Below are 19,564 nucleotides of genomic sequence, written 5' to 3'. Positions count from 1 at the left end.
CGCGGGGGCGGACTGACTGGGTTACTGTTGAAAATAAACCCGAAATGTGGAGCCTTGCCCCAGTTCACTGGTCACCTCGATGCGGCCCCCCGCGTTTTCGACAATGCGCTTGACCATGTAGAGGCCCACGCCCGTGCCTTCGACGTGCGTATGCAAGCGCTGGAACATGGCAAACAGCCGCTGCTGGCCCTGCGCCAAATCCAGCCCCAGGCCGTTGTCCTGCACTTCCAGCACGGCGTAGTCGTCGGCCTGCCAGCTGCGCAGCTGCACCTGGGGCGCGCGGTCGGGGTGGCGGTACTTGAAGGCGTTGCTGAGCAGGTTGTACACCACCGAGCGTAGGTTCTTCTCGGCAAACGTGATGGTCAAGCCCGCCGGGATGCTCACCGTCAACTGGCCCTGGACCAGCAGCGGGGTCAGGTCGAGGCGCACGTCCTCCACCACGCCTGCCAGCGGCACGGCCTCGTTGGCGGGCGTGTGCTCTTTTTGCAGGCGGCTCAGGTCGGTGAGGTGGGCGATGGTGCGGCGGAAGCGCTCGATAGCGTCCTGCATCAGGGTCAGCATCAGGGGCACGTCGCCGGTGCGGCCGGCCTCGGGCAGCTCGTGCTCCAGGGCCAGCAGCAGGCCCTCGATGTTGGTAATCGGGGCTTTGAGGTCGTGCGAAGCCGTGTAAATGAAATTATCCAAGTCCACGTTGGTGCGCGTGAGCTGGGTGTTCAAGCCGAGCAACTCCTTGTTGGTGGCTGTCAGCGCCTGGTTCAGGTGCTGCACCTGCTGCTGGGCGAGCACTCCCTGCGTCACATCCACGATGAAGGCGAGAATGCCCGTCACCTGCTTTCGCTCATTGCGCAGGGCCTGGTAGCTTAAATCGACGTAATGCTGGACCATCTCCCCGGACGGCCCCGCCAGCAGCTGCACCGGGACCGCCCGACTCACGTACGGCTGCCCCGTGGCGTACACCCGGTCGAGCAGGTCGATAAAGCCCTGCTCGCCCGCCTCCGGGATGGCCTCGCTCACCGGTTGCCCCAGGTGCGCCCGTTGGTGTACAATGGTTTGGTAATCGTCATTGAAAAACGAAAAGCGGTGCGCCGGGCCGCTGAGCGTGGCAATGGCGGCGGGCACCTGCCCGATGATTTGACTCAACAGCAGCTGCTGGTCCGCTAACGCCTGGGTTCGCTCTGCCACCCGCCTTTCCAACTCCTGGTTCAGCTGCTCGACCTGGCGGCGGGCCACTACCTGCTCGGTAACTTCAATGGCCGAGGTGATAACGCCCGTGCGCTGCCCCTGGCCGTTATAGCTCGGCTGATAGACAATGTTAAAATACCCCTGGCAGGGCTGCCCGGCGCGGGGAAGCGTGACGACCTGCTCCAGCAAGTAGTGCGGCTCGCCCGTGCGAAATACGGTGTCGAGCACGGCTTCGAACCCCTGGCCGCCCAGCTCGGGCAACGCCGCAAAGTGCGGCTGGCCGACTACCTGGGCTAGGGGACGGCCCCAGAGCTGCGCCATGCGGGTATTGGCAAACTCGATGACGTGCGCCGGGCCTTGTAGCAGGGAAATGGCCACGGGCGCTTGCTCCAGCACGGCGCGCAATTCCGCCTGCTGGGCTTCGGCCGCCGCCCGGGCCGCTTGCTCGCGGGCCTGGCTAGCGAGTAAGGTTTCCTCTACCTGGCTGCGGCCCTCGTCGCAGGTGTCGGCAAAGACCACCAGGAGTCCTTCGCCTAGGCGCTGGGCCGTGACGCGAAAATAGCTGTCGAAGCCATCGACGTCGTAGTAAAATTGAAACTGCGCCGGCTCCCGGGCCAGCCAGCTGCGGCGGTGAAACTCCCAGACGCCGTTGGCGTCGGTGGAGGGGAATTGCTGGCGGTAGGTGGTACCCGGCTGGGCGGGCAGCCGGGCCAGGCGCTGGGCGGCCGGGTTGAGGTAGGCCAGCGCCAGGTCGGTGAGCGTGCCCATGGCATCGACTACGGGGGTGTAGTAGATGACCCCCATCGGCAGCAAATCCAGCAGCGTGGAGAAGAGAGCGGGGTCTGCTGGCAAGCCTGCTGGCAGCGAAAAAGTAGCATCTGCCATACAAGCCGGGGAGCGATAAGCTACGAAGGTAGCAGGTAGGGTTCGACTAGTGGTCCCCGCTTAGCTAGCCCCGCTCCTCGTACGGTTTAGACAACCCGGTAGGGCGGCGTCGGGCACGCAGCAGGGGTAGACGCGAGCAGTTGGCAGAGGCTGAGGGAACACGTGCCTTAAGTCTGGATGCTGACTTAATTTGTTCACTCCGGCCGCTGCTACAGGGAACGCCGCTCCCAAGCGGGCCGTAGCGAGCTACCGAGCTTGCAGCTCTTGCTGAGCGCCGGCCTTGGCTTCTTCCAGGGAGGCGTAGTAGGCGACGCCCAGCGTAGCCGCCCGCGTTTGCGTCTGCTGGACATAGCGCTGGGTGGCAATCTTGCCGAAGATGGTCTCGGCTACCACGACGCTCACCACGCGCAGGCCTGCTGCCAGCGCACGCGGGTTAAACTCGTCTTGCAGCCAGCGCTGCGCTTCCTCCGGAATGGCGCCCATCTGCCGCACGTCGCCCACCCAGCCCCAGGGCTTGGCGGGGGTAGAATGCTGCTCGAAATACGTCAGGGCCGCGCCTTGCAGGGCGACAAACTCGGTCTTGTTGGCGAAGCCGTGCCACTGGGTCACCACGCAGGGCACGGTGTCATCCGCAAAGGCCACTCCGTAGGCCGTAGTTAAGATAATCTGTTCACGCATGGCAGCCAGCCAAAAAAATGTGGGGCGGTATACGGTAGCGCTTGGGGAACGGCCATTGCCCGCAGGACAGCAGCCGTTCCGCAGCGCCCCGAAAGTTGGGCGGGCAAAACTAGGCCGTTTCGTCCGTTCGACCAGCGGAAGTAGCCGCCGTAACTTGCCGCCCTTGCCCCACCAGTTCTTATGGAAATTCTGTTTAGTAACGCCTACCTCAACATCCTCCTACACCGCACCACCCACCAGACCCTGGAATTGCAGTGGCTGGACTTCGTGCCGAGCGCAGACTTTCGGGCATCGCTGGTTGAACTCATGCGCCTGGCGCGCCAGCACCAGGCCAAGGCCCTGATTGCGGATAACCGGCAGCTGCGCGCCCTGCGCCAGGCCGACTTGCAGTGGAGCGGCGACTTGGTGTTAAAGGGCCTGAGTGAGCTGGGCGGCCGGCGCTTCGCCGCCGTCGAGTCGCTGGACGCCATGAACCGCATGGGGGTGACGGCGCTGGTGGACACGGTGATTCCGCACACCCAGCTAACCAACCACTTTTTCGCCACGATTGCCGAGGCCCGCGCCTGGGCCACTGCCCCGCTCTAGCGCCCGGGACGGGGAACGCGGGAGGTACCGGCAATCGAGCCGCCTAGGCTAGCCTGCTCGCTGCCAGCGCCGCCCGCAGGCTACGCAAGCGCCGCTAAGGCGGCGTTGACCTGCCGCCCCAGCAGCTGCGTCACCAGACCGGCCTCCTCCCGCGACTGCTGGTAGCTCAGGGCCGTCGGCGTAGTGGGTGACTCCTGTAGAGCTAACCCCATCACCTATAACAGCTAGGCAGCCGCGAGGCATCAACCCACGTTTGCCCGCTGTTCGACAATTGAACAAAAGGACGAAATTTGTTTGGTGTGTGCCAATAGTTATTCCCTCTTTTGGTCAATAACATAATGCCTGTTATAAACTCACTCTTGGAATCGTAACAGCGATAAACTCCTACTGATAGTGTCGCTAAAATAGCACTCCAATGAGGTAGTGAGCCCACGACAACCTGTTTTCTTGCAAAGGGCTTGTTTCCTTACCGGTTCTCCTTTGTTTTGTATGATGCGTTGTTTTATTTCTTGCCTGCTGACCCTCGGACTTAGCTAGGCCGCCTTTCTTACCTCTGCCCAATCGGCCCCCACCCCATCGGCAGCCCCGTCCGCAGCAACCGCGCTGGCTGCGTCTATGCCCGTGGTAGCGGCCTTGACGCCCCAACAGGCCGATAACGTGGCCGCCCTAGGTCAGGTCTGGGGCCTACTCAAGTACTTTCATCCGGCCGTGGCGGCGGGCCAGCACGACTGGGATGCCGAGTTTCTAGGTCAGCTACCTGCGATGCTGGCCTGCCGCGCCACCGCTGAGCGCAGCCGCATGTTGAGTGCTTGGGTCAGCAGCTTAGGGCCGGTACCGGTCTGCCCGGCTTGCGCTGCTCCTCCGCCCGTGCCCGTGGGCTTGGCCCCCGACCTGCGCTGGAGCCAGGACCACCACCGTTTTAGCGCGGCGTTGCGCCAACAGCTGGCCTTTATCGTGGCCAACCGCTACCAGGGTACGCCTTACTACGTAAGCGCGGCCGAGGCGGGCAACCCGGTCTTTGCCCATGAGGAAGCCTACGCAGCGCCGGCCTGTCCCCCGCCGGGGTTACGGCTACTGGCCATCTGTCGCTACTGGAATATGGTCCACTATTTCTACCCTTACCGGATAGGAATCGCGCCAGCGTGGGCCAGTACGCTACCGCAGTTGCTGCCCCGCTTCGCGGCGGCAGCTACTCCGTTAGCCTATCGCCACGCCGTACTGGCGCTTTGCACTCGCCTACAGGACGGGCACGCAACCTTGCGCGACCCATTGCTGGAAGCAGAAGACGGCGACTACTACCTAGCGGCGGCCTTACAGTTCCTCGACGACCAAGCAGTGGTCATTCGCGTGCGCCGCGATGGCCTCACCCCTGCGCCCCCCCTAGAGCCGGGCGACGTGCTCACCCACATCGACGGTACATCGGTCGCGGAACTAGTGCGGCAGCGCCTGCCAGAAACACCAGGCTCCAACCGGGCGGCGCAGCTGCGCACCATTGCTCAAAATCTGTTTTACGGGCATACATCGCAGGTCAGCGTACAAGTGGAGCGGGCGGGAAAATCCTTACGGTTAGACTGTCCGCGCTTCAAGCTGGGCACCGTCCCCCCAGTGCGCCCCCCAGCCGCCGATAGTATGTATCGGTTTCTCACGCCCCAAGTGGGCTACGTGGACCTGGCCCGCGTGCAGAAAGCGAAGCTGCCGCGCATCGTGCAAGCCTTTGCACAGACAAAAGGCATTGTTATCGACTTGCGGGGCTATCCAGGCGAGTTTGTCACGCGCCAACTGCCGGGCTACTTCTTGCAGCAGCCAACGCTATTTGCCACCTATACGCAGTTCGACCCCCAGTATCCCGGTCGCTTTCTAGCCACACCCGCTGACACCCTGTTGCCCCAGGCGGGTACGCCCTATGGCGGTCGCCTGGTGGTGCTGGTCAACGAGGGCAGCCTGAGCCAGGCGGAATACACGGCGATGGCGCTGCGGGCTACCCCTCACTGCCTCCTACTTGGTAGTCCCACGGCCGGGGCGGATGGCAAGGTGTCACGCATTAGCCTGCCCGGTGGGCTCGCTACGGGCTTTAGCGGCCTGGGGGTCTACTATCCCGATGGTCGGGCGACCGAGCGCGTCGGCCTGCGCCCAGATATCCGGGTGCGCCCAACTAGCGCGGGCCTCCGGGCGGGCCACGACGAGTTGCGCGACCGTGCCGTCGAACTCATTACCCAGGCACTGCCCGTAGCAAAATAGCTGACGGAATGCCCCAAGTACAGAAGCTTTCTATAGGCGAATTTTATTCCTTGCCCTGTTGACCAGCGGGCTGCTTAGCCGTAGTGAACGGGGTTGGTCCCAGGCGGTGGCTCCCTTGGTCATCACCGCGGTAAACGTGGTTCCCCTGAACCAAAACACCGTGTTACGCCGGCAGACGGTGCTCATCGAACGGGGGCGAATCAAGGCTATCGGGGCGGCTAGTCAGGTCTCGCAGAGCCTGTTCGCCGTTCTCGGCCACCAGCCCCCTAGGACCAGCTGGGCTGGCAAAACACAGTGATTTTCAGTCGTGTTAGGACACCGAGCCGCAAACCCGCCCTCCCATCCTCCCGTAAGCTAGACCAAGCAGTTTCCATTTTTCCTCAGGTTTAGGGGCTGTGTTCACTAACCTACTCCCACTACTACCTGATGTTTACTCTTCAACCCTTTCGGGTACCCGCGCTACTTGCGTCGGGCTTAGCCGTCGTAGCGGCCGTGGCCTGCAACAGCAGTGGCTCGACCGCCACCACCACCGAAGCGCCCACCGCCCACGAGGCCGTGGGTGATACCACCCAAAGCGGCGCTACCAGCACCGCCCTGCACGCGGGCAGCATCGAGGCGGGCCGCGACGTGTACCGCTACGAAACCTTCGGCGACGAAGGCTTCTGGACCGACGCGGCCCGCATGCCCCAGGGGATGAAGGCGGCCAAGCTGACCGTGCTGCAAGCGCTGCAAGCTGGCGTGAACTTCGACGCCGACGCCATTCCGGCCAGCTTAAAAGCTACCCTCGCCAGCGAGGTCAAGACAGACCACTCGCCGGCCAAAGCACCTCACCTCAACGACCCTGGCATCCTGGACCAGCTGGTGAAGGCCAACGCCGTCATCGGCATGGTGCCCAAGGGCGGCAAAGTGGGCGTGACCTGCGCCCTGTGCCACGCCGTCACCGACAAGTCGGTATATGAACTCACGGGCAAAGGCACTATCGGCAAGCGCATCGACGGGCCTACTCAGCACTCGCTCAATGTCGGCAAATTACTGGCTACCTGCGGCAACACCCGGGCCTTTTTCACCACTGCCCAGTTGGTCGGGCCCGATGGCAGCACCATCGGCCGCGCGCCCAAGGGCCTAACGCCCAACTCGACGGAAGCCGAGTTTGACGCCTATTTCAGCAACCCCAAGTACTACCCGGTGGGCATGTTCGATGACTCGCCCGACGGTAACGGCAACCCGGTACACATCACGCCCTTTTTTCGGCAAGATTTGGCGGCGCCCTACGGCTCATCGGGTCAGAACAGCGATTTAAACGACTTTAACAACACCGTTTACACCGCGCTGTTTGACCAGAGCAACCTGCTTTCGCCCGGCGGCCGGCAGTTTATCCACGGCCTCGGGGCCACGGCCGGCGACTCGATGCTGGCCGGCTACCAGCGCGTGCTGGCCGCCACGGGTGTCACGGGCTACCCCTACGTGACGGCCCATTTGCAGGGCAAAGCTGGCGACCCGCCGACCCCCACGGGTAAGCGCGTAGACGAGCAAAAGCTGCGCGACCTGCAAGCTTACGTCAACAGCCTGCAAGCGCCTAAGGGAGTGGTGACCAGCCCGGCCTTGGTCGCCCAGGGTCGCGCGCTGTTCATTTCGGCGAAGTGCACGGACTGCCACAACACCAACCAAGGCATCGCCGTGCAGAGTAAGCTCGTGCCGATGAACGTTATCTGGCCGGGCTATGCGCCCAAAGTATTGGCCCAGCGCAAGCCCCCACTCACACCCATCCAGAACGCCCCCGGCACCTTCGACGATAAGATGATAGTAGTCGATGCCAGCCCCGGTGGCGGCATCCGCGGCAACGCCCTCCCCCTGCTGCTCGACCTAGCGCGCAAGCCCGTGTTCTTGCACGACGACTCAGTCCATAGCCTCGACGAGCTGCTCGACCCTAAGCGCGGCAAGACGTCGCCCCATCCCTTCTACGTGGTCACGCCCACGCAACGTGGCGAGTTGGTAGCGTATCTGAAAAGCTTGGATACGGCTAGCAAGTAAAGTGGCTGGCAAGTAGCGCTCGCTGCCAAGAATAGCCTACCAGTTAGTTTTAACCCGATTTCAAAGCCCTCCCAGCCCCTATGGTCGGGAGGGCTTTTTCGGTTTTGCGCGGGTATGCAAAAGGGAAAGTGGGTAACTAAGCTTCCCGTTAAAGAAGGCTAGTCCAGCGCGTGGAGGGCTGCTGGAAATGGTACTTGCTTGGCTGCGGCGCCAATCATTCTCGCGAATCACCTGCATGTGATGGGCACACTTCCCCTGTCCGGCCTTTTCAGACCACCTGCTGAGTAGGGGAAGGGCCGCGAACGCGACGGGTCGGCGGCTGGTCCTGGAAAGGCAGTAATTTCTACTGCTTTCGTCCTTGCGGGGCCGTTCTGCGTTGGAGGGGAAACGGGGCCCGCCGTTTCGGCGAGTCGGTAGGTACCGCCCGGCGGCTACTTCCTTGATTACTTCCCCCTTCTACTGTTTTATGGACCTGCACTTCGTTCGCCGTGGCACCGGCCGCCCCCTGTTACTGATTCACGGCATCGGCGGCAGCTGGCGGTCCTGGAACACCATTATCGACGCCCTGGCCGCCGAGCGCGACGTCATTGCCGTGGACTTGCCCGGCCATGGCGAAACGCCTAAGCTGACCGGCGAAAACTCGATTGCTACCTTAGCCGACGCGGTGACGGGCTTTCTCACCCAGCACGAGCTGCTGGGGATTGATGCCGTGGGCAGCTCCATGGGCGCGCGCCTGGTGCTGGAGCTGGCCCGGCGCGGCGGGGTGCTCGGCGCGGTAGTCTCCCTGGACCCGGGCGGCTTCTGGCAGGGCTGGCAGATTCCCTTTTTCTACCACTCGGTGGATGTGTCGGTCAAGCTCGTCAAAGCCCTGCAGCCGGTGATGCCCGCCCTGGCCGGCTCGGCGGTGGGGCGCACGCTGCTGCTGCCCCAATTTTCGGCCCGGCCCTGGGCCGTGGACGCGCAGCAGGCCATTGACGAGATGTATACGTTCGCCCACTCGCCCGCCTTCGACGAATTGCTCGACCAGCTGGCGCACGGCCCCGTGCAGCAGCCTGCGCCCCAGGGCAGCATCCCCGGGCCCCTGGTCATCGGCTGGGGCCGGCAGGACCGGGTGTGTTGGCCGAGCCAGTCGAAACTGGCCTTGGCGAAATTTCCCGATGCGCGCCTGTACTGGTTTGCGCACTGTGGTCACTTCCCGCAGTGGGACCAGCCCGCCGAAGCCGCCCGCCTGATTCTGGCCGTGACCAGTCGCCAGCCCTTTACCGATTCGTCCATTGCCCAGGCGAGACCAGCCAAGGCCGCGCCCGCTTGGCCCAAAGCGGCCGTCGTGGGGGCCGCCCTGGCACTAGTGGCGGGTGGCCTCTGGCTGCTCTCGTCGCGTCGAAAAGGGCGGCAGTAGGACAGCTGTCAGCTTCTCTTAAAAGAAGGCTAGTCTATACTGGAGCCTGACATCTTAAGCGAGGTTCCGAGTGGCAGATTTTATCGAGCTATCGCTGAAGTAGCTGGTTTCACTCGGGACAAATAGGTAGCAATAAGTAAACCGCGTCGCTACCTATGACCAATGATAAGGACAGATAACGCTTACTTATCGGTACTAAGTTGAAAAATAGTTTTGTCCCTGTTTTAGTGCGCGTTCCTACTATATGATAAAAAAGTACAAGGCAGTCTGGTGAAAACAGTGAGTAGCATCACCTTCTATGTCCTGTTTATGCTATATCACCACAGCTAAACCACTAGTTCAGCATACCGACTATCTATTGGTCTTAGGCCAAGACCAGCCGACCCATCAGTTCAAAGCATTTCTTGATTAAAGTCAAGGAAACTGCTTGCTGCCTAGGCACACCTTTGCGTGGCTGCCCCAATACGGGAGGCAATTTGTGCTCATCAGTAGCTACGGTGAGCACTTCATGCTAGCGCAAGGTGTTATGCAAATTGGAATTGATAGCTTCGCGGCGGCGCTCCTCGACAACGGGACTGGCCGCACGCCGAGTGGGGCCGAGGCCATGGGCCAGCTGCTGGACCGCATTGCCCTGGCCGACCAGGTAGGGCTGGATGTGTTTGGAATTGGCGAGCACCATAAGGCTGAGTTTCTAGATTCGGCGCCCGCCGTTATTCTGGCGGCCGCGGCGGCGCGCACCCAGCGCATCCGCCTGACTAGTGCCGTGACGGTGCTGAGCGCCGCCGACCCGGTACGCGTATTTCAGGAATTTGCCACGCTGGACTTGATTTCGCAGGGCCGGGCCGAAATGGTGGTGGGGCGCGGCTCCTCTATTGAGGCGTTTCCGTTGTTCGGGTTCAACCTGGATGATTATGACGCGCTGTTCAAGGAAAAGCTTGACCTGCTACTGGCCATTCGCAGCGAAGAACAGCTGCATTGGAAAGGCAAATTCCGGGCTCGCTTGACCGGGCAGGGCATTTACCCTCGCCCGATGCAGCCACAGTTACCCATTTGGCTGGGGGTAGGCGGCACGCCGCAGTCGTTCGTGCGGGCCGGCACGCTGGGTTTGCCACTCATGGTGGCCGTAATTGGCGGCGACACCCATCGCTTCCGGCCGCTGGTAGACCTCTACCGGGAAGCTGGCCAGCGGGCCGGACACGCACCCGAACAGCTGCAAGTGGGCTTGCACTCGCTGGGCTACGTGGCCGATACTACCACAGAGGCCGTAGAGAACTTTTACCCGGGCTACGCCCGCACCTTCACCAACCGGGCTAAAGAGCGCGGCGGCTCCCCCATTACCCGGGGCCAGTTCAATGCGCAGGTCGGTCCCCTAGGGTCGCTATTGGTGGGCAATCCGGAGGAAGTGGCCGCCAAAATCCTGCGCCACGGCGAGGCCCTGGGCGGCATTTCGCGGGTGACCTTCCAATTGGATGTGGCGACGCTACCCCACGCTAAACTCTTGCAGGCCATAGAGCTGCTGGGCACGCGGGTGGCCCCGCTACTTCGGCCGGAGCTTGAGAGCTAGCTAATTGGCCATGAAGAAAATAGCATATTGCTGCTGTGCGGGCATTATCGGCCTGCTCACCACCGAGTTTGGCGTAATTGGTATCTTACCCCAGCTCGCTAGCTACTACCATCTCAGCATGGCAAAGGCGGGGTGGCTGCTGAGCGCGTTTGCGCTGGTTATTGCCGTGGCAGGGCCATTTACAACCTTGCTGGCCAGTGGTTTCAATCGCAAAGCCGTATTGCTGCTGAGCTTGGCCCCTTTCCTGCTGTCTAATGTCGTTTCGGCCCTGGCGCCGCCTTTTTGGCTGCTGTTGCTGGTGCGCGTGCTGCCAGCCTTCTTGCAGCCAGTGCTCTATGCCACCGCCCTAGGGCTGGTGGTGGGCGGGAGCGAGCCCGAAGAAGGGCCGCGCCTGATGGCCATCGTGCTCAGTGGTATTGGTATCGCGACGGTCACGACCATTCCGCTAGCCACTTATGCGGCCAGTGCCTGGGGCTGGCAGGCGGCTTTCGTAGTGCAGGCGGTGGTGAGTGCCGGGGCGCTGGCGGTGGTGTATTGGGGCGTGCCAGCGCTGCCAGCCCAGGGCCGGGCCAGCTATGGCGAGCAGCTGCATATTTTGGTCAAGCCCGCTTTTTTGGTCGGCGCGGCGGTGGCCTTTCTGCTGGTGGCGGGCTGGTTTTGCACCTACAGCTACTTTGCCGACTACCTGGGCAAGGCCAAGGGCATGAGTGCGGCGGCTATCAGCTCGCTGCTGCTGCTCTTTGGCGCGGCAGGCCTAGTGGGCAACTGGCTGGCCGGCAAGCTCCTGAGCCGCAACCGGCGCGGGGCCACAGTGGTGCTGGTACTGGGGCCGCTGGTGGTGGCCGGGGCGCTGGCGGCGGCCGGCACGCTGCCGGTGCCGGTTACGCTGGCCGTGGCGGTGTGGGGGCTGCTGTACGCGCCCTGCTTTTTACTGAGTTCGTCGCTCATCAGTGCAGCGGCCCCAGAGGCTGTAGAGTTTGCCAACGGCCTAGCGGGCTCGTTTACCAATCTGGGCGTCACGGTGGGTACTACAGTGGGCGGCTGGCTCTTGCTCCACTATAGCTTGCGCTACTTGCCGTGGGCCGGGGCGGCTTTTGGCTTGGCTGCGCTGGGGGTAGTAGCGTTGCAAAGCTGGTTGACAACGCGCCGAGCAACCGTGGCTATAGCCTGACAGCCAATTGATTTTCTAGCAAAATACTTAGATTTTCTCCCATTCTCCACTGTGCCTGCTGCTGAAAGCAGGCCGCATTCTCTCTTTGTATGGCCAGTACCGTCACCAAAACCATAAACATTAAGGCCAGCCCCGAGCGGGTGTGGGATTTCCTCAACGACTTGGCCAACTGGCCGCAGTGGGCTATTCATAATGTATTCAGCGCCACGCCCGGCGAAAACGGGTACTGGCTCATGGAAGGCCCTAGGGGCACGCAGCACGTAAAAATGTTGTCGAACAAGGAATTGGGCATTCTAGACCAGGAGTTTAACGACCCCGTGGAAGGCAACTGGCTGGTGCCGTGCCGAGTGGTAGCGGGCAGCGAGGGGGCGCACTTCCTAATGACCTTCACCAAGCCGGCCGTGATGCCCGACGAGCCGTTTTACAAAGCCGTCGAGTTGATTGAGCAGGAAATGAGCAAGCTCAAAGAGGTGCTGGAGAGCCGCTAGGCTTAAAATCGCTGCTAACGGCCCAGTTGTTTGTGGTTTTTAGCAGAAACGACCCCGGCAAAAATCCTTGGTTTGCTGGGGCCAGCAGGGGGTAGGGCTCGTATTTTACGGGTTGTAGTAGCTTGAGACATGGTAAATGTATTTGAAGAGTACCTGCGCCCCCAGGTGCAGCTGACCGCCGAAGAGTGGACGCGCCTGCAAGCGCTGAGTAGCGCCCAGCACCTGCGCAAGCGGCAGTTTCTGCTGCACGCGGGCCAGGTGTGGCAATCCTACGCCTTTGTGTGCCGGGGCTGCTTGCGGCAGTATACCATTGATGCCAAAGGCGTGGAGCACATGCTCAAATTCTCTATCGAAAACTGGTGGGCCGGTGACCGGGAAAGCCTGGTAACCGGCCAGCCTTCGCGCCAATACATCGACGCGCTGGAGGACACCGACGTGCTGCTGTTTCCTAAAGTCGACTTCGACCAATTTGCCCGCGAGGTGCCCGCCTTTCACGCGTTTATTGATGGGCTGCTGGGCCGCACCTACCTGGCCAGCCAGCGCCGGGTGCAAACGGCCATCAGCGCCGACGCGGAAACCAAGTACCGGGAGTTTGTGCAGACCTATCCCCAGCTCGCCCTGCGCGTACCGCTGCGTATGATTGCTTCTTACCTAGGGCTCTCGGCCGAAACTCTTAGCCGCATTAGAGGACTGAATACCAAATAGGTAGCCTTGGCTGCCGACTCCGCTTGGCTAATAAGCTTGACTTATGTCAAGGTGTTTTTCCCGCAAATGTCAAGAAAGGCCCGCTAGGGGCAATTCTATCTTTGCATCATCAGTAAGGTATCTGATTATCAACGAAAAACACATGAAAATTGGAATCATCGGCGCCGGCGCTATTGGCCGCGCCTTCGCCACGCAAGCCGTACGCGCCGGCTACGAAGTCATCCTGAGCAATCGGCGTGGGCCGGCCTCCCTGGCCCCACTTTTGGCCCAGCTGGGCGGGCGCGCCAGCACCGGCACCGTAACCGAAACTGCCCAGGCTGAGGTCGTCTTTTTGGCCCTGCCTTGGGAGCAGGTAGCTCCCGTCACGGCCAGCGTCGCCTCTTGGCAAGGTCGCTTGGTCATCGACCCCACTAATCCCATTCTACTGCCCGGTTTCCGGCTGGCTGAACTGGGTGGGCGGACATCGAGCGAGGTAGTGGCCAGCTTGGTACCGGGCGCCCAGGTAGTGAAAGCTTTCAATACCTTGACCCCCGCCGTGCTGGCGGCCAACCCGCGGGAGAACGGCGGCCAGCGCGTCATTTTCTATTCGGGCAACGACCACGCCGCCAAGGCCAAGGTTGCCGGCATGCTACAGCAAATGGGCTTCGCCGGCGTCGACCTAGGGCTCTTGCACGAAGGCGGCAAGCTCCAGCAGTTTCCGGGCGGTCCCCTACCTACGCTAAACTTACTAAAAGTGGCCTAACGGCTTATATGACAGCTAAAAACAGTCGCTGCAACTAGCCGCTTCTTAACTAAACAGCCTTTTAATACCCTTTTTATGACACCCTCACCCACCAAAACAGCCTTCGTTACCGGCGGCAGCCGGGGCATCGGCGCGGCCATCGTCAAACGCTTAGTACAAGATGGGGCCGCCGTGGCCTTCACTTACGTCAGCTCGGCCCTCAAGGCAGAAGCGCTGGTCGACGAGCTAACCCAGCAGGGCGGGCGCGTGCTCGCCATTCAGGCCGATAGCGCCGATGCCGCCGCCCTCACAGCCGCCATTGAGCAGGCAGCGGCCGCTTTTGGGCACCTGGATATATTGGTAAATAGTGCAGGCATCGCCAACAACAAGGCCGTGGAAGACCATACGCTGGCCGAATTTCGGCAGATAATGGCGGTGCACGTGGAGGCTCCTTTCGTGGCGACGCAGGCAGTGCTGCCGCACATGGCCGCCGGCGGGCGCATCATCACCATTGGCAGCAACTTTGCCGAGCGCGTACCCGCCGCCAACACCACGCTTTACGCCACCAGCAAGGCTGCTTTGCTGGGCTTTACCAAGGGCTTGGCCCGCGACCTAGGGCCGCGCCGCATCACGGTGAACCTGATTCAGCCTGGCCCCATCGACACGGACATGAACCCCGCTGATGGCCCGTTTAGCGACTGGATACGCAACCAAATGGCCATTCCCGAATTCGGTCAGGGGGCCGATATCGCCTCGCTGGTGGCGTGGGTAGCGGGCCCAGAAAGCCGGTTTATGACGGGCGCCATCCTCACCATTGATGGCGGCATGAACACCTAATTAGCTTATCTTGAGCCTGCAAGTAGGCGCGTTCAGTAGCTCGCGTTTGGCGCGGACCACTGAACGCGCCTGCTTTAGTTGTCCTGTCGGCATATCCTTATTAGCACGCTGTGAAATACTTGTTGGCCCTCTTGTTTTTGGTTGCCCTTACCAGCCAGGCGGAGCCTTACTACCCTATCCTGAGCAAGACCGAAGTTGATGGCCTGCGCCGCCAGATAGGGCGAAGCGCGCCCGATACCAACCGAGTAAAGCTACTGCTACAGCTTAGCAATGATTTGTCGTCGCGCTACTACTACATGCAGAAGCCGGACACCATCGCGGTGTGCATTCGCCAGGCGCAGGCCCTGAGCAATACTTTGCACTACGCTGGGGGCCAAATAGATAGTGACTACGCGCTAGGGTATCTGCTACGCAAGGACCCGGGAGGACGGGAAGCTGTATTACGGGCCTTGGCGCGCAGCCAGCAGCAGCACGACCAGCGCCGGGAAGCCATTGGCTGGTACCTACTCAGCGAAACCTATGAGAAGTCGATGGCGCTCCACCCGCAGCGGATTCGATATTTCGAGCAGGCTATCCGGCTGTTTGGGGCTGTGCGTGACCAGGTGCAGGAGGCCCGGGTGCTGCGAGAACTAGCGGATGCCTACTTGATGCAGGGTAAGCCCGCACGGGCGCGAGAAGAACTGCTGCGCAGCCTGGCCCTCTATAAAGCGGCCGGCTACCGTAAGCAGCATTCTTCTCTCGACCTACTAGCCGCCACCAACGATGCCCTGGGCAATTACAAAGACGCGCTCCAATACGCGCTGGCGGCCGTAGCGAGTGCCAAGCGCAGCCAAGACACCCTGCTGCTGTGCACCTATTATATGCGGGTGGGCGCTGTATACCAGCAGTTCGACGAGCGAGAAAAGATACTTCAGTACTATCGGCTGGCGTTGCGTAGCGCGGAAGCCAACCACTACAGCCAAACGGCGCTGGGGCTGACCTCTACTATTGCCCGAATCTTGCTGGCCAAAAACCAGCCTCAAGCGGCGCTGGCGCTGATTCTTGCCAAGAGCAAGGCATATCCACCCCAGGATGATTACGCTCGCTTAGCGGTAGCCCAAGGGCTGGTGAGTTGCTACCTGCGTACCAAACAGTATGACTTGGCTACTGCCCATTGCCAGCAAATAGAATCCTACCTCAAGAGCAAGAATGTTGTTGATAACACCCGGGTGCTGCACGGGGCCTACCTAACCTTGGGGGCTTGCTACTTGGCTACCAAGCAGTACGCCAAAGCGCGCTCTTACCTTACCAAATCATTAGCGGCGGGCCAGGTAGTGCTTACCCGCAACAGCTTGGCGCACGCTTGCTTACTCCTGTATAAAGTCGATTCAGCCCAAGGAAATTTGCCTTCTGCCATTGCGTACTACAAGCGCTACAAAGCCATCAACGACAGCATTTTCAGTGAGAAGAACAGCAAGCAAATGGCCGCCTTGCAGGTGCAATTCGACACTGAAAAGCGTGAGCAGAGCATTGCCTTGCTGACCAAGCAAAACCAAGTGCAGCAGCTAACCATTGGGCAGCGCGAGTTGCAGCGCAACGCCATGCTGGGGGGGGCGGCCCTACTGGTTTTGGTGTTGGGGCTAGGCTACAACCGCTACCGCCTCAAGCAGCGCAGCGCCCACTTGCTGGAGCAAAAGCAACATGCGCTGGAAGCTCAGCAGGCGCAAACCAGTCGCAAGAATGAGGAACTGGAACAGGTGCTGAGGGAGAAGGACCAACTGCTAGGAGAGCGGCAGGAGTTGCTGGTAGAAAAGGATTGGATGCTCAAGGAAATCCACCACCGGGTGAAGAACAACCTGCAAGTGGTGAGCAGCTTGCTGGCAACTCAGTCGCGCCACTTGCTCGACCCGCAGGCGATGGCCGCCATCCGCGAGAGCCAGAACCGGGTGCAGGTGATGGCCCTGCTTCACCAAAAGCTTTATCAAACCGACAACATTGGCCGCGTGAACATGGCTGAGTACAGTCGCGAAATCGTGACATACCTAGTACAGTCTTTTGACCGCCAGCAGTCAGTACAAACGAAGCTAGAGCTGGCCCCTATTGAGCTGGAAACCACGGTGGCAACGCCCCTAGGGCTCATTATCAACGAGGCCGTGACCAATGCACTTAAGCATGCCTTTCCACCGCCGCGACGCGGCACGCTCACAGTCGGCCTGGCTTGCCTGGCGCCGCAGCACTACCAGCTCACCATCTCCGACGATGGGGTGGGTTTGCCACCGGGCTTTGACTTGAAGCGTAGCCGCAGCTTGGGTATGGTCATTATTAAGGGTTTGAGCCGCCAGATTGACGGTCAACTGACCATGAGCACGGCCGACGGTGTGTGCCTCAGCCTGCAATTTGACACGAGCAAAAAGCCTGTTTATGCCGAAGCTGTGGCCTAGGTCATTGCTAATCGGTGCGGCTTTCCTTGCGCGAGGGAATACCGAGCTTTTTCATGCGGGCTTCCAGTGTAGTGGCCTTCACGCCTAGCAGCACGGCGGCCCCGCGCGACCCGCGGATACGGTAGTTGGTTTGGGTGAGGGCGGCCATAATAGTCTCGCGCATGGTGTCTTGCATGGGCTTCACCTGCTGGCGGGGCGGGACGCTGGACACCAGAGGCGCGGCGAGTACAAGCGTCGGGGGGGCGGACAGAATGGCGGCCCGCTCCAACACGTTTTCCAGTTCCCGGATGTTGCCCGGCCAGGCGTAGTGCTGAATTTGCTGTAGGGAAGCGTTGGCAATGCTCGTAAAGGGCTTGCCGAGCTTCTGGCTGAGCTTACGCAGAAAATAGGTGGCGAGGGGCAGCAGGTCGTCGGGGCGGGTGCGGAGCGGCGGCAACTCCAGCGGAAACACGTTGAGCCGGTAGTAGAGGTCAGCGCGGAAGCGGCCAGTAGCCACTTCTGTGGCCAGCTCGCGGTTGGTAGCCGCGATAATGCGCACATCTACCCGGAGCGGTCCTTTACCACCTAGGCGCTCAATCTCTTTTTCCTGGAGAGCTCGCAGCAGTTTGGCTTGCAGCTCTAAGGGCAGCTCGCCGATTTCGTCCAGAAAAAGGGTACTGCCGTGCGCTAGCTCAAACTTGCCGATGCGCCGCTCGGTGGCGCCGGTGTAGCTGCCTTTTTCGTGGCCAAATAGCTCCGATTCCATGAGTTGCGGGGGTAAAGCGGCGCAATTTACCTTCACCATCGTGCGGGCGCTGCGCGGCGAACGGTCGTGCACGGCGCGGGCAATGAGCTCTTTGCCAGTGCCAGTTTCGCCCAGCAGCAGCACGGTGGCATCGGTGGGTGCCACCTGCCCTACCCCCCGCAGCACGGCCAGCAGCGCGGGGCTCGTGCCAATGATTTCTTCGAAGTTGTGGCTGGTTTTCAGTTCCTCGCTGAGGTAGGTATTTTCCTGCTCCAGCTGCTCGCTCAGCAGCCGGATGCGCTCGTAGGCCAGTAGATTGTCTAGGGCCACGGCGAGCTGCTCAGCCAACTCTTGCAGGAGTTGCAGGTCTTTCGTTGTAAACGCGTAGGCCGCCTTACTGGCCACGATGAGCAGGATGGCGGGCTGGTCTTTGAGCCGGATGGGCACCGACATAGAAGACTTAAGCTGGAGCAGGTTGCCGTAGTAGCGGGTCACGGGGTTTAGGTCGCGAGCTTGCGCGGCGGCCTCCCCTACGTTGAGCAGCGGCTGTCGCAGCCAGGCATCCATACCGTCTAAAAGTCGGGCTGCCTCTTCTGTACTGTCGGGCAAGGGCATGGCTTCCAAGGGCAGGAGTTGAAAATGGCCGTCTTGGTTGCCGACGGTGGCATCCATCGCGCTGGGGTGGCGCAACACGCGCCCTACCCGGTAGAAGCTGAGCAGGTTGATGGGCAGCAACTCGCTGATGGCCGCCGCGACATGAGGCGCTATTTCGGCAATGTTGCGGCCGTTGCGGAAGGCGCTGGCCACGGTTAGCTCGGTGGCCTTAATCAGCCGCCGGCTTTCCAACTCTTCGTAGGCCAGCAAGTTATCCAGCGCCAGCGCAATCTGCGGAATGATGAGACTGATGGCGGCGTAGTCATCGGTCGAAAACCCAGCGGCGGCCGTGGTACCAAATTGCAGGCTGGTAAACGTGCGCTGCTGCAACACCACCGGGAAAAACGCCATGGATTGCACCCCGAAGGTCTCGCCCACCGCCCGGGCCATGCTGAACTCTTGGCTCAAAGCCTCAAAATCCGGTCCGCTAAAAATGCCCCGCCGCTCGCCTAGCTCGGCGGCCGTGGGGTGAGCGAGCATACTTAGCCGTTCCGAAGGCGTATCGGGACCCAGTAGCTCCGGTAAGCGCACCCGCTCAAACGTACCCTGGGGCGTGCGGCGCAGCAGCATCCAGTAAAAAATCTGCTCTTCGGGCTGGCTCAGGCACAGATTGAGCACGTTGATGGGCACGGACTGATTTACCTGCGTGGCGATGGCGCGGCACAGCTGCTCACGGTCGTGCAGCGTGGCAATGGCCTCGTTCACAGCTATCTGGGTTTGCTGCTGCTGGCGCAGCTTGGCCTCCTGGCTGTGGGCGTGGCGGTAGCGGGCTATTTCAAGAGCCGCGAGCACGTCGCGCTCGCGAAAGGGCTTGTTGAGGAAGCCGTACGGCTCGGTCACTTTTGCCGCCGCCAGCACGTCGTCGGTGAGGTTAGCCGACAGAAACACGAAGGGAATGTGCTGCTCATTCAGCCAGTGCGCCAGCTCAATACCCGTCTCTTCGCCTTTCAAAAAGATATCGAGCAAGACCACGCTAGGCCGCGTTTCGGCCACCATCGCCCGCGCCTCCGCACCCGATTCAGCCAATCCCAGCACTTGGTAGCCCGCCGCTTCCAGGATGTCACCTAGGTCATTGGCAATCAGAAACTCGTCTTCTACAATGAGAGCGAGGGCGGCAGGTTCGGCGGGTGCGGGCATGTGCGATTGGGCAGGGGTAGCAAGTGGCTGCCTAAGCGACCGGGAAGTTTAGAAGGCGTGGTAGCCGGACTTGTTGGCTAGGACACCTAGCTGATGTAAGGTAGGCTGCGAAGCTGAATTTCATAGAACATTTATCCAAAAAAAT

The 19,564-nt window shown here is 61.2% G+C and carries 15 protein-coding genes; 11 read left to right on the top strand and 4 right to left on the bottom strand.

Annotated features, from left to right (window positions below):
• Positions 1 to 21 precede the first annotated feature (21 nt).
• Complete coding sequence (locus tag JAO77_RS22445) at positions 22 to 2,067, bottom strand: sensor histidine kinase (protein WP_198992783.1); 2,046 nt, start codon at positions 2,065 to 2,067, stop codon at positions 22 to 24.
• A 246-nt stretch (positions 2,068 to 2,313) separates the two neighbouring features.
• Entirely contained in the window at positions 2,314 to 2,745 is a 432-nt protein-coding gene (locus JAO77_RS22440) for a hypothetical protein (protein WP_198992782.1), read from the bottom strand.
• A 180-nt stretch (positions 2,746 to 2,925) separates the two neighbouring features.
• Between JAO77_RS22440 and JAO77_RS22435 the strand changes: the two genes are divergently transcribed.
• Positions 2,926 to 3,330, top strand: a complete 405-nt coding sequence (locus JAO77_RS22435; RefSeq protein WP_198992781.1) for a hypothetical protein — start codon at positions 2,926 to 2,928, stop codon at positions 3,328 to 3,330.
• Between the two features lie 80 nt (positions 3,331 to 3,410).
• Here JAO77_RS22435 and JAO77_RS24430 read toward each other — a convergent pair whose 3' ends face one another.
• Positions 3,411 to 3,542 (bottom strand): hypothetical protein, encoded by a 132-nt coding sequence (locus JAO77_RS24430; RefSeq protein WP_286192490.1) that lies wholly within the window; start codon positions 3,540 to 3,542, stop codon positions 3,411 to 3,413.
• A gap of 403 nt (positions 3,543 to 3,945) precedes the next feature.
• Between JAO77_RS24430 and JAO77_RS22430 the strand changes: the two genes are divergently transcribed.
• The 10 genes from JAO77_RS22430 (at position 3,946) to JAO77_RS22385 (ending at position 16,904) form a co-directional block, all read left to right on the top strand.
• Positions 3,946 to 5,568: a S41 family peptidase gene (locus JAO77_RS22430; protein ID WP_198992780.1), complete on the top strand. Its 1,623-nt coding sequence runs from the start codon at positions 3,946 to 3,948 to the stop codon at positions 5,566 to 5,568.
• A 426-nt stretch (positions 5,569 to 5,994) separates the two neighbouring features.
• A complete protein-coding gene (locus tag JAO77_RS22425) occupies positions 5,995 to 7,599 on the top strand; it encodes a hypothetical protein (RefSeq protein ID WP_198992779.1) in 1,605 nt (534 codons plus the stop codon).
• A 466-nt stretch (positions 7,600 to 8,065) separates the two neighbouring features.
• Positions 8,066 to 8,998: an alpha/beta fold hydrolase gene (locus JAO77_RS22420; protein ID WP_198992778.1), complete on the top strand. Its 933-nt coding sequence runs from the start codon at positions 8,066 to 8,068 to the stop codon at positions 8,996 to 8,998.
• Positions 8,999 to 9,524: 526 nt separating this feature from the next.
• Positions 9,525 to 10,562 (top strand): LLM class flavin-dependent oxidoreductase, encoded by a 1,038-nt coding sequence (locus tag JAO77_RS22415; RefSeq protein ID WP_198992777.1) that lies wholly within the window; start codon positions 9,525 to 9,527, stop codon positions 10,560 to 10,562.
• Positions 10,563 to 10,572: 10 nt separating this feature from the next.
• Positions 10,573 to 11,733, top strand: coding sequence for an MFS transporter (locus JAO77_RS22410; RefSeq protein WP_198992776.1), 1,161 nt, complete (start codon positions 10,573 to 10,575; stop codon positions 11,731 to 11,733).
• A gap of 89 nt (positions 11,734 to 11,822) precedes the next feature.
• A complete protein-coding gene (locus tag JAO77_RS22405; RefSeq protein WP_198992775.1) occupies positions 11,823 to 12,221 on the top strand; it encodes an SRPBCC family protein in 399 nt (132 codons plus the stop codon).
• 129 nt (positions 12,222 to 12,350) lie between these two features.
• On the top strand, positions 12,351 to 12,926 hold the full coding sequence (locus JAO77_RS22400; RefSeq protein ID WP_198992774.1) for a Crp/Fnr family transcriptional regulator: 576 nt from the start codon (positions 12,351 to 12,353) through the stop codon (positions 12,924 to 12,926).
• A gap of 43 nt (positions 12,927 to 12,969) precedes the next feature.
• Positions 12,970 to 13,668, top strand: coding sequence for an NADPH-dependent F420 reductase (locus JAO77_RS22395; protein WP_370550330.1), 699 nt, complete (start codon positions 12,970 to 12,972; stop codon positions 13,666 to 13,668).
• A 75-nt stretch (positions 13,669 to 13,743) separates the two neighbouring features.
• A complete protein-coding gene (locus JAO77_RS22390) occupies positions 13,744 to 14,484 on the top strand; it encodes an SDR family oxidoreductase (RefSeq protein WP_198992772.1) in 741 nt (246 codons plus the stop codon).
• A 110-nt stretch (positions 14,485 to 14,594) separates the two neighbouring features.
• On the top strand, positions 14,595 to 16,904 hold the full coding sequence (locus JAO77_RS22385; protein WP_198992771.1) for a tetratricopeptide repeat-containing sensor histidine kinase: 2,310 nt from the start codon (positions 14,595 to 14,597) through the stop codon (positions 16,902 to 16,904).
• Between the two features lie 7 nt (positions 16,905 to 16,911).
• Here the strand turns inward: JAO77_RS22385 and JAO77_RS22380 are convergent, their stop codons facing one another.
• Complete coding sequence (locus JAO77_RS22380; protein WP_198992770.1) at positions 16,912 to 19,419, bottom strand: sigma 54-interacting transcriptional regulator; 2,508 nt, start codon at positions 19,417 to 19,419, stop codon at positions 16,912 to 16,914.
• Positions 19,420 to 19,564: the final 145 nt, after the last annotated feature.

It is taken from the genome of Hymenobacter sp. BT559, assembly GCF_016427535.1.
Taxonomy (GTDB): Bacteria; Bacteroidota; Bacteroidia; order Cytophagales; family Hymenobacteraceae; genus Hymenobacter.
The sequence above is the reverse complement of the archived record's forward strand: the minus strand, read 5'-3'. Positions and strand labels throughout refer to the sequence as shown.

Excerpts from the sequence above, each read along its gene's own strand:
- JAO77_RS24430 (WP_286192490.1), bottom strand. The coding sequence starts at position 3,542 with ATGGGGTTAGCTCTACAGGAGTCACCCACTACGCCGACGGCCCTGAGC.
- JAO77_RS22410 (WP_198992776.1), top strand. The coding sequence starts at position 10,573 with ATGAAGAAAATAGCATATTGCTGCTGTGCGGGCATTATCGGCCTGCTC.
- JAO77_RS22395 (WP_370550330.1), top strand. The coding sequence starts at position 12,970 with ATGTCAAGGTGTTTTTCCCGCAAATGTCAAGAAAGGCCCGCTAGGGGC.
- JAO77_RS22430 (WP_198992780.1), top strand. The coding sequence starts at position 3,946 with ATGCCCGTGGTAGCGGCCTTGACGCCCCAACAGGCCGATAACGTGGCC.
- JAO77_RS22440 (WP_198992782.1), bottom strand. The coding sequence starts at position 2,745 with ATGCGTGAACAGATTATCTTAACTACGGCCTACGGAGTGGCCTTTGCG.
- JAO77_RS22435 (WP_198992781.1), top strand. The coding sequence starts at position 2,926 with ATGGAAATTCTGTTTAGTAACGCCTACCTCAACATCCTCCTACACCGC.
- JAO77_RS22390 (WP_198992772.1), top strand. The coding sequence starts at position 13,744 with ATGACACCCTCACCCACCAAAACAGCCTTCGTTACCGGCGGCAGCCGG.
- JAO77_RS22425 (WP_198992779.1), top strand. The coding sequence starts at position 5,995 with ATGTTTACTCTTCAACCCTTTCGGGTACCCGCGCTACTTGCGTCGGGC.
- JAO77_RS22415 (WP_198992777.1), top strand. The coding sequence starts at position 9,525 with ATGCAAATTGGAATTGATAGCTTCGCGGCGGCGCTCCTCGACAACGGG.
- JAO77_RS22445 (WP_198992783.1), bottom strand. The coding sequence starts at position 2,067 with ATGGCAGATGCTACTTTTTCGCTGCCAGCAGGCTTGCCAGCAGACCCC.
- JAO77_RS22400 (WP_198992774.1), top strand. The coding sequence starts at position 12,351 with ATGGTAAATGTATTTGAAGAGTACCTGCGCCCCCAGGTGCAGCTGACC.
- JAO77_RS22380 (WP_198992770.1), bottom strand. The coding sequence starts at position 19,419 with ATGCCCGCACCCGCCGAACCTGCCGCCCTCGCTCTCATTGTAGAAGAC.
- JAO77_RS22420 (WP_198992778.1), top strand. The coding sequence starts at position 8,066 with ATGGACCTGCACTTCGTTCGCCGTGGCACCGGCCGCCCCCTGTTACTG.
- JAO77_RS22405 (WP_198992775.1), top strand. The coding sequence starts at position 11,823 with ATGGCCAGTACCGTCACCAAAACCATAAACATTAAGGCCAGCCCCGAG.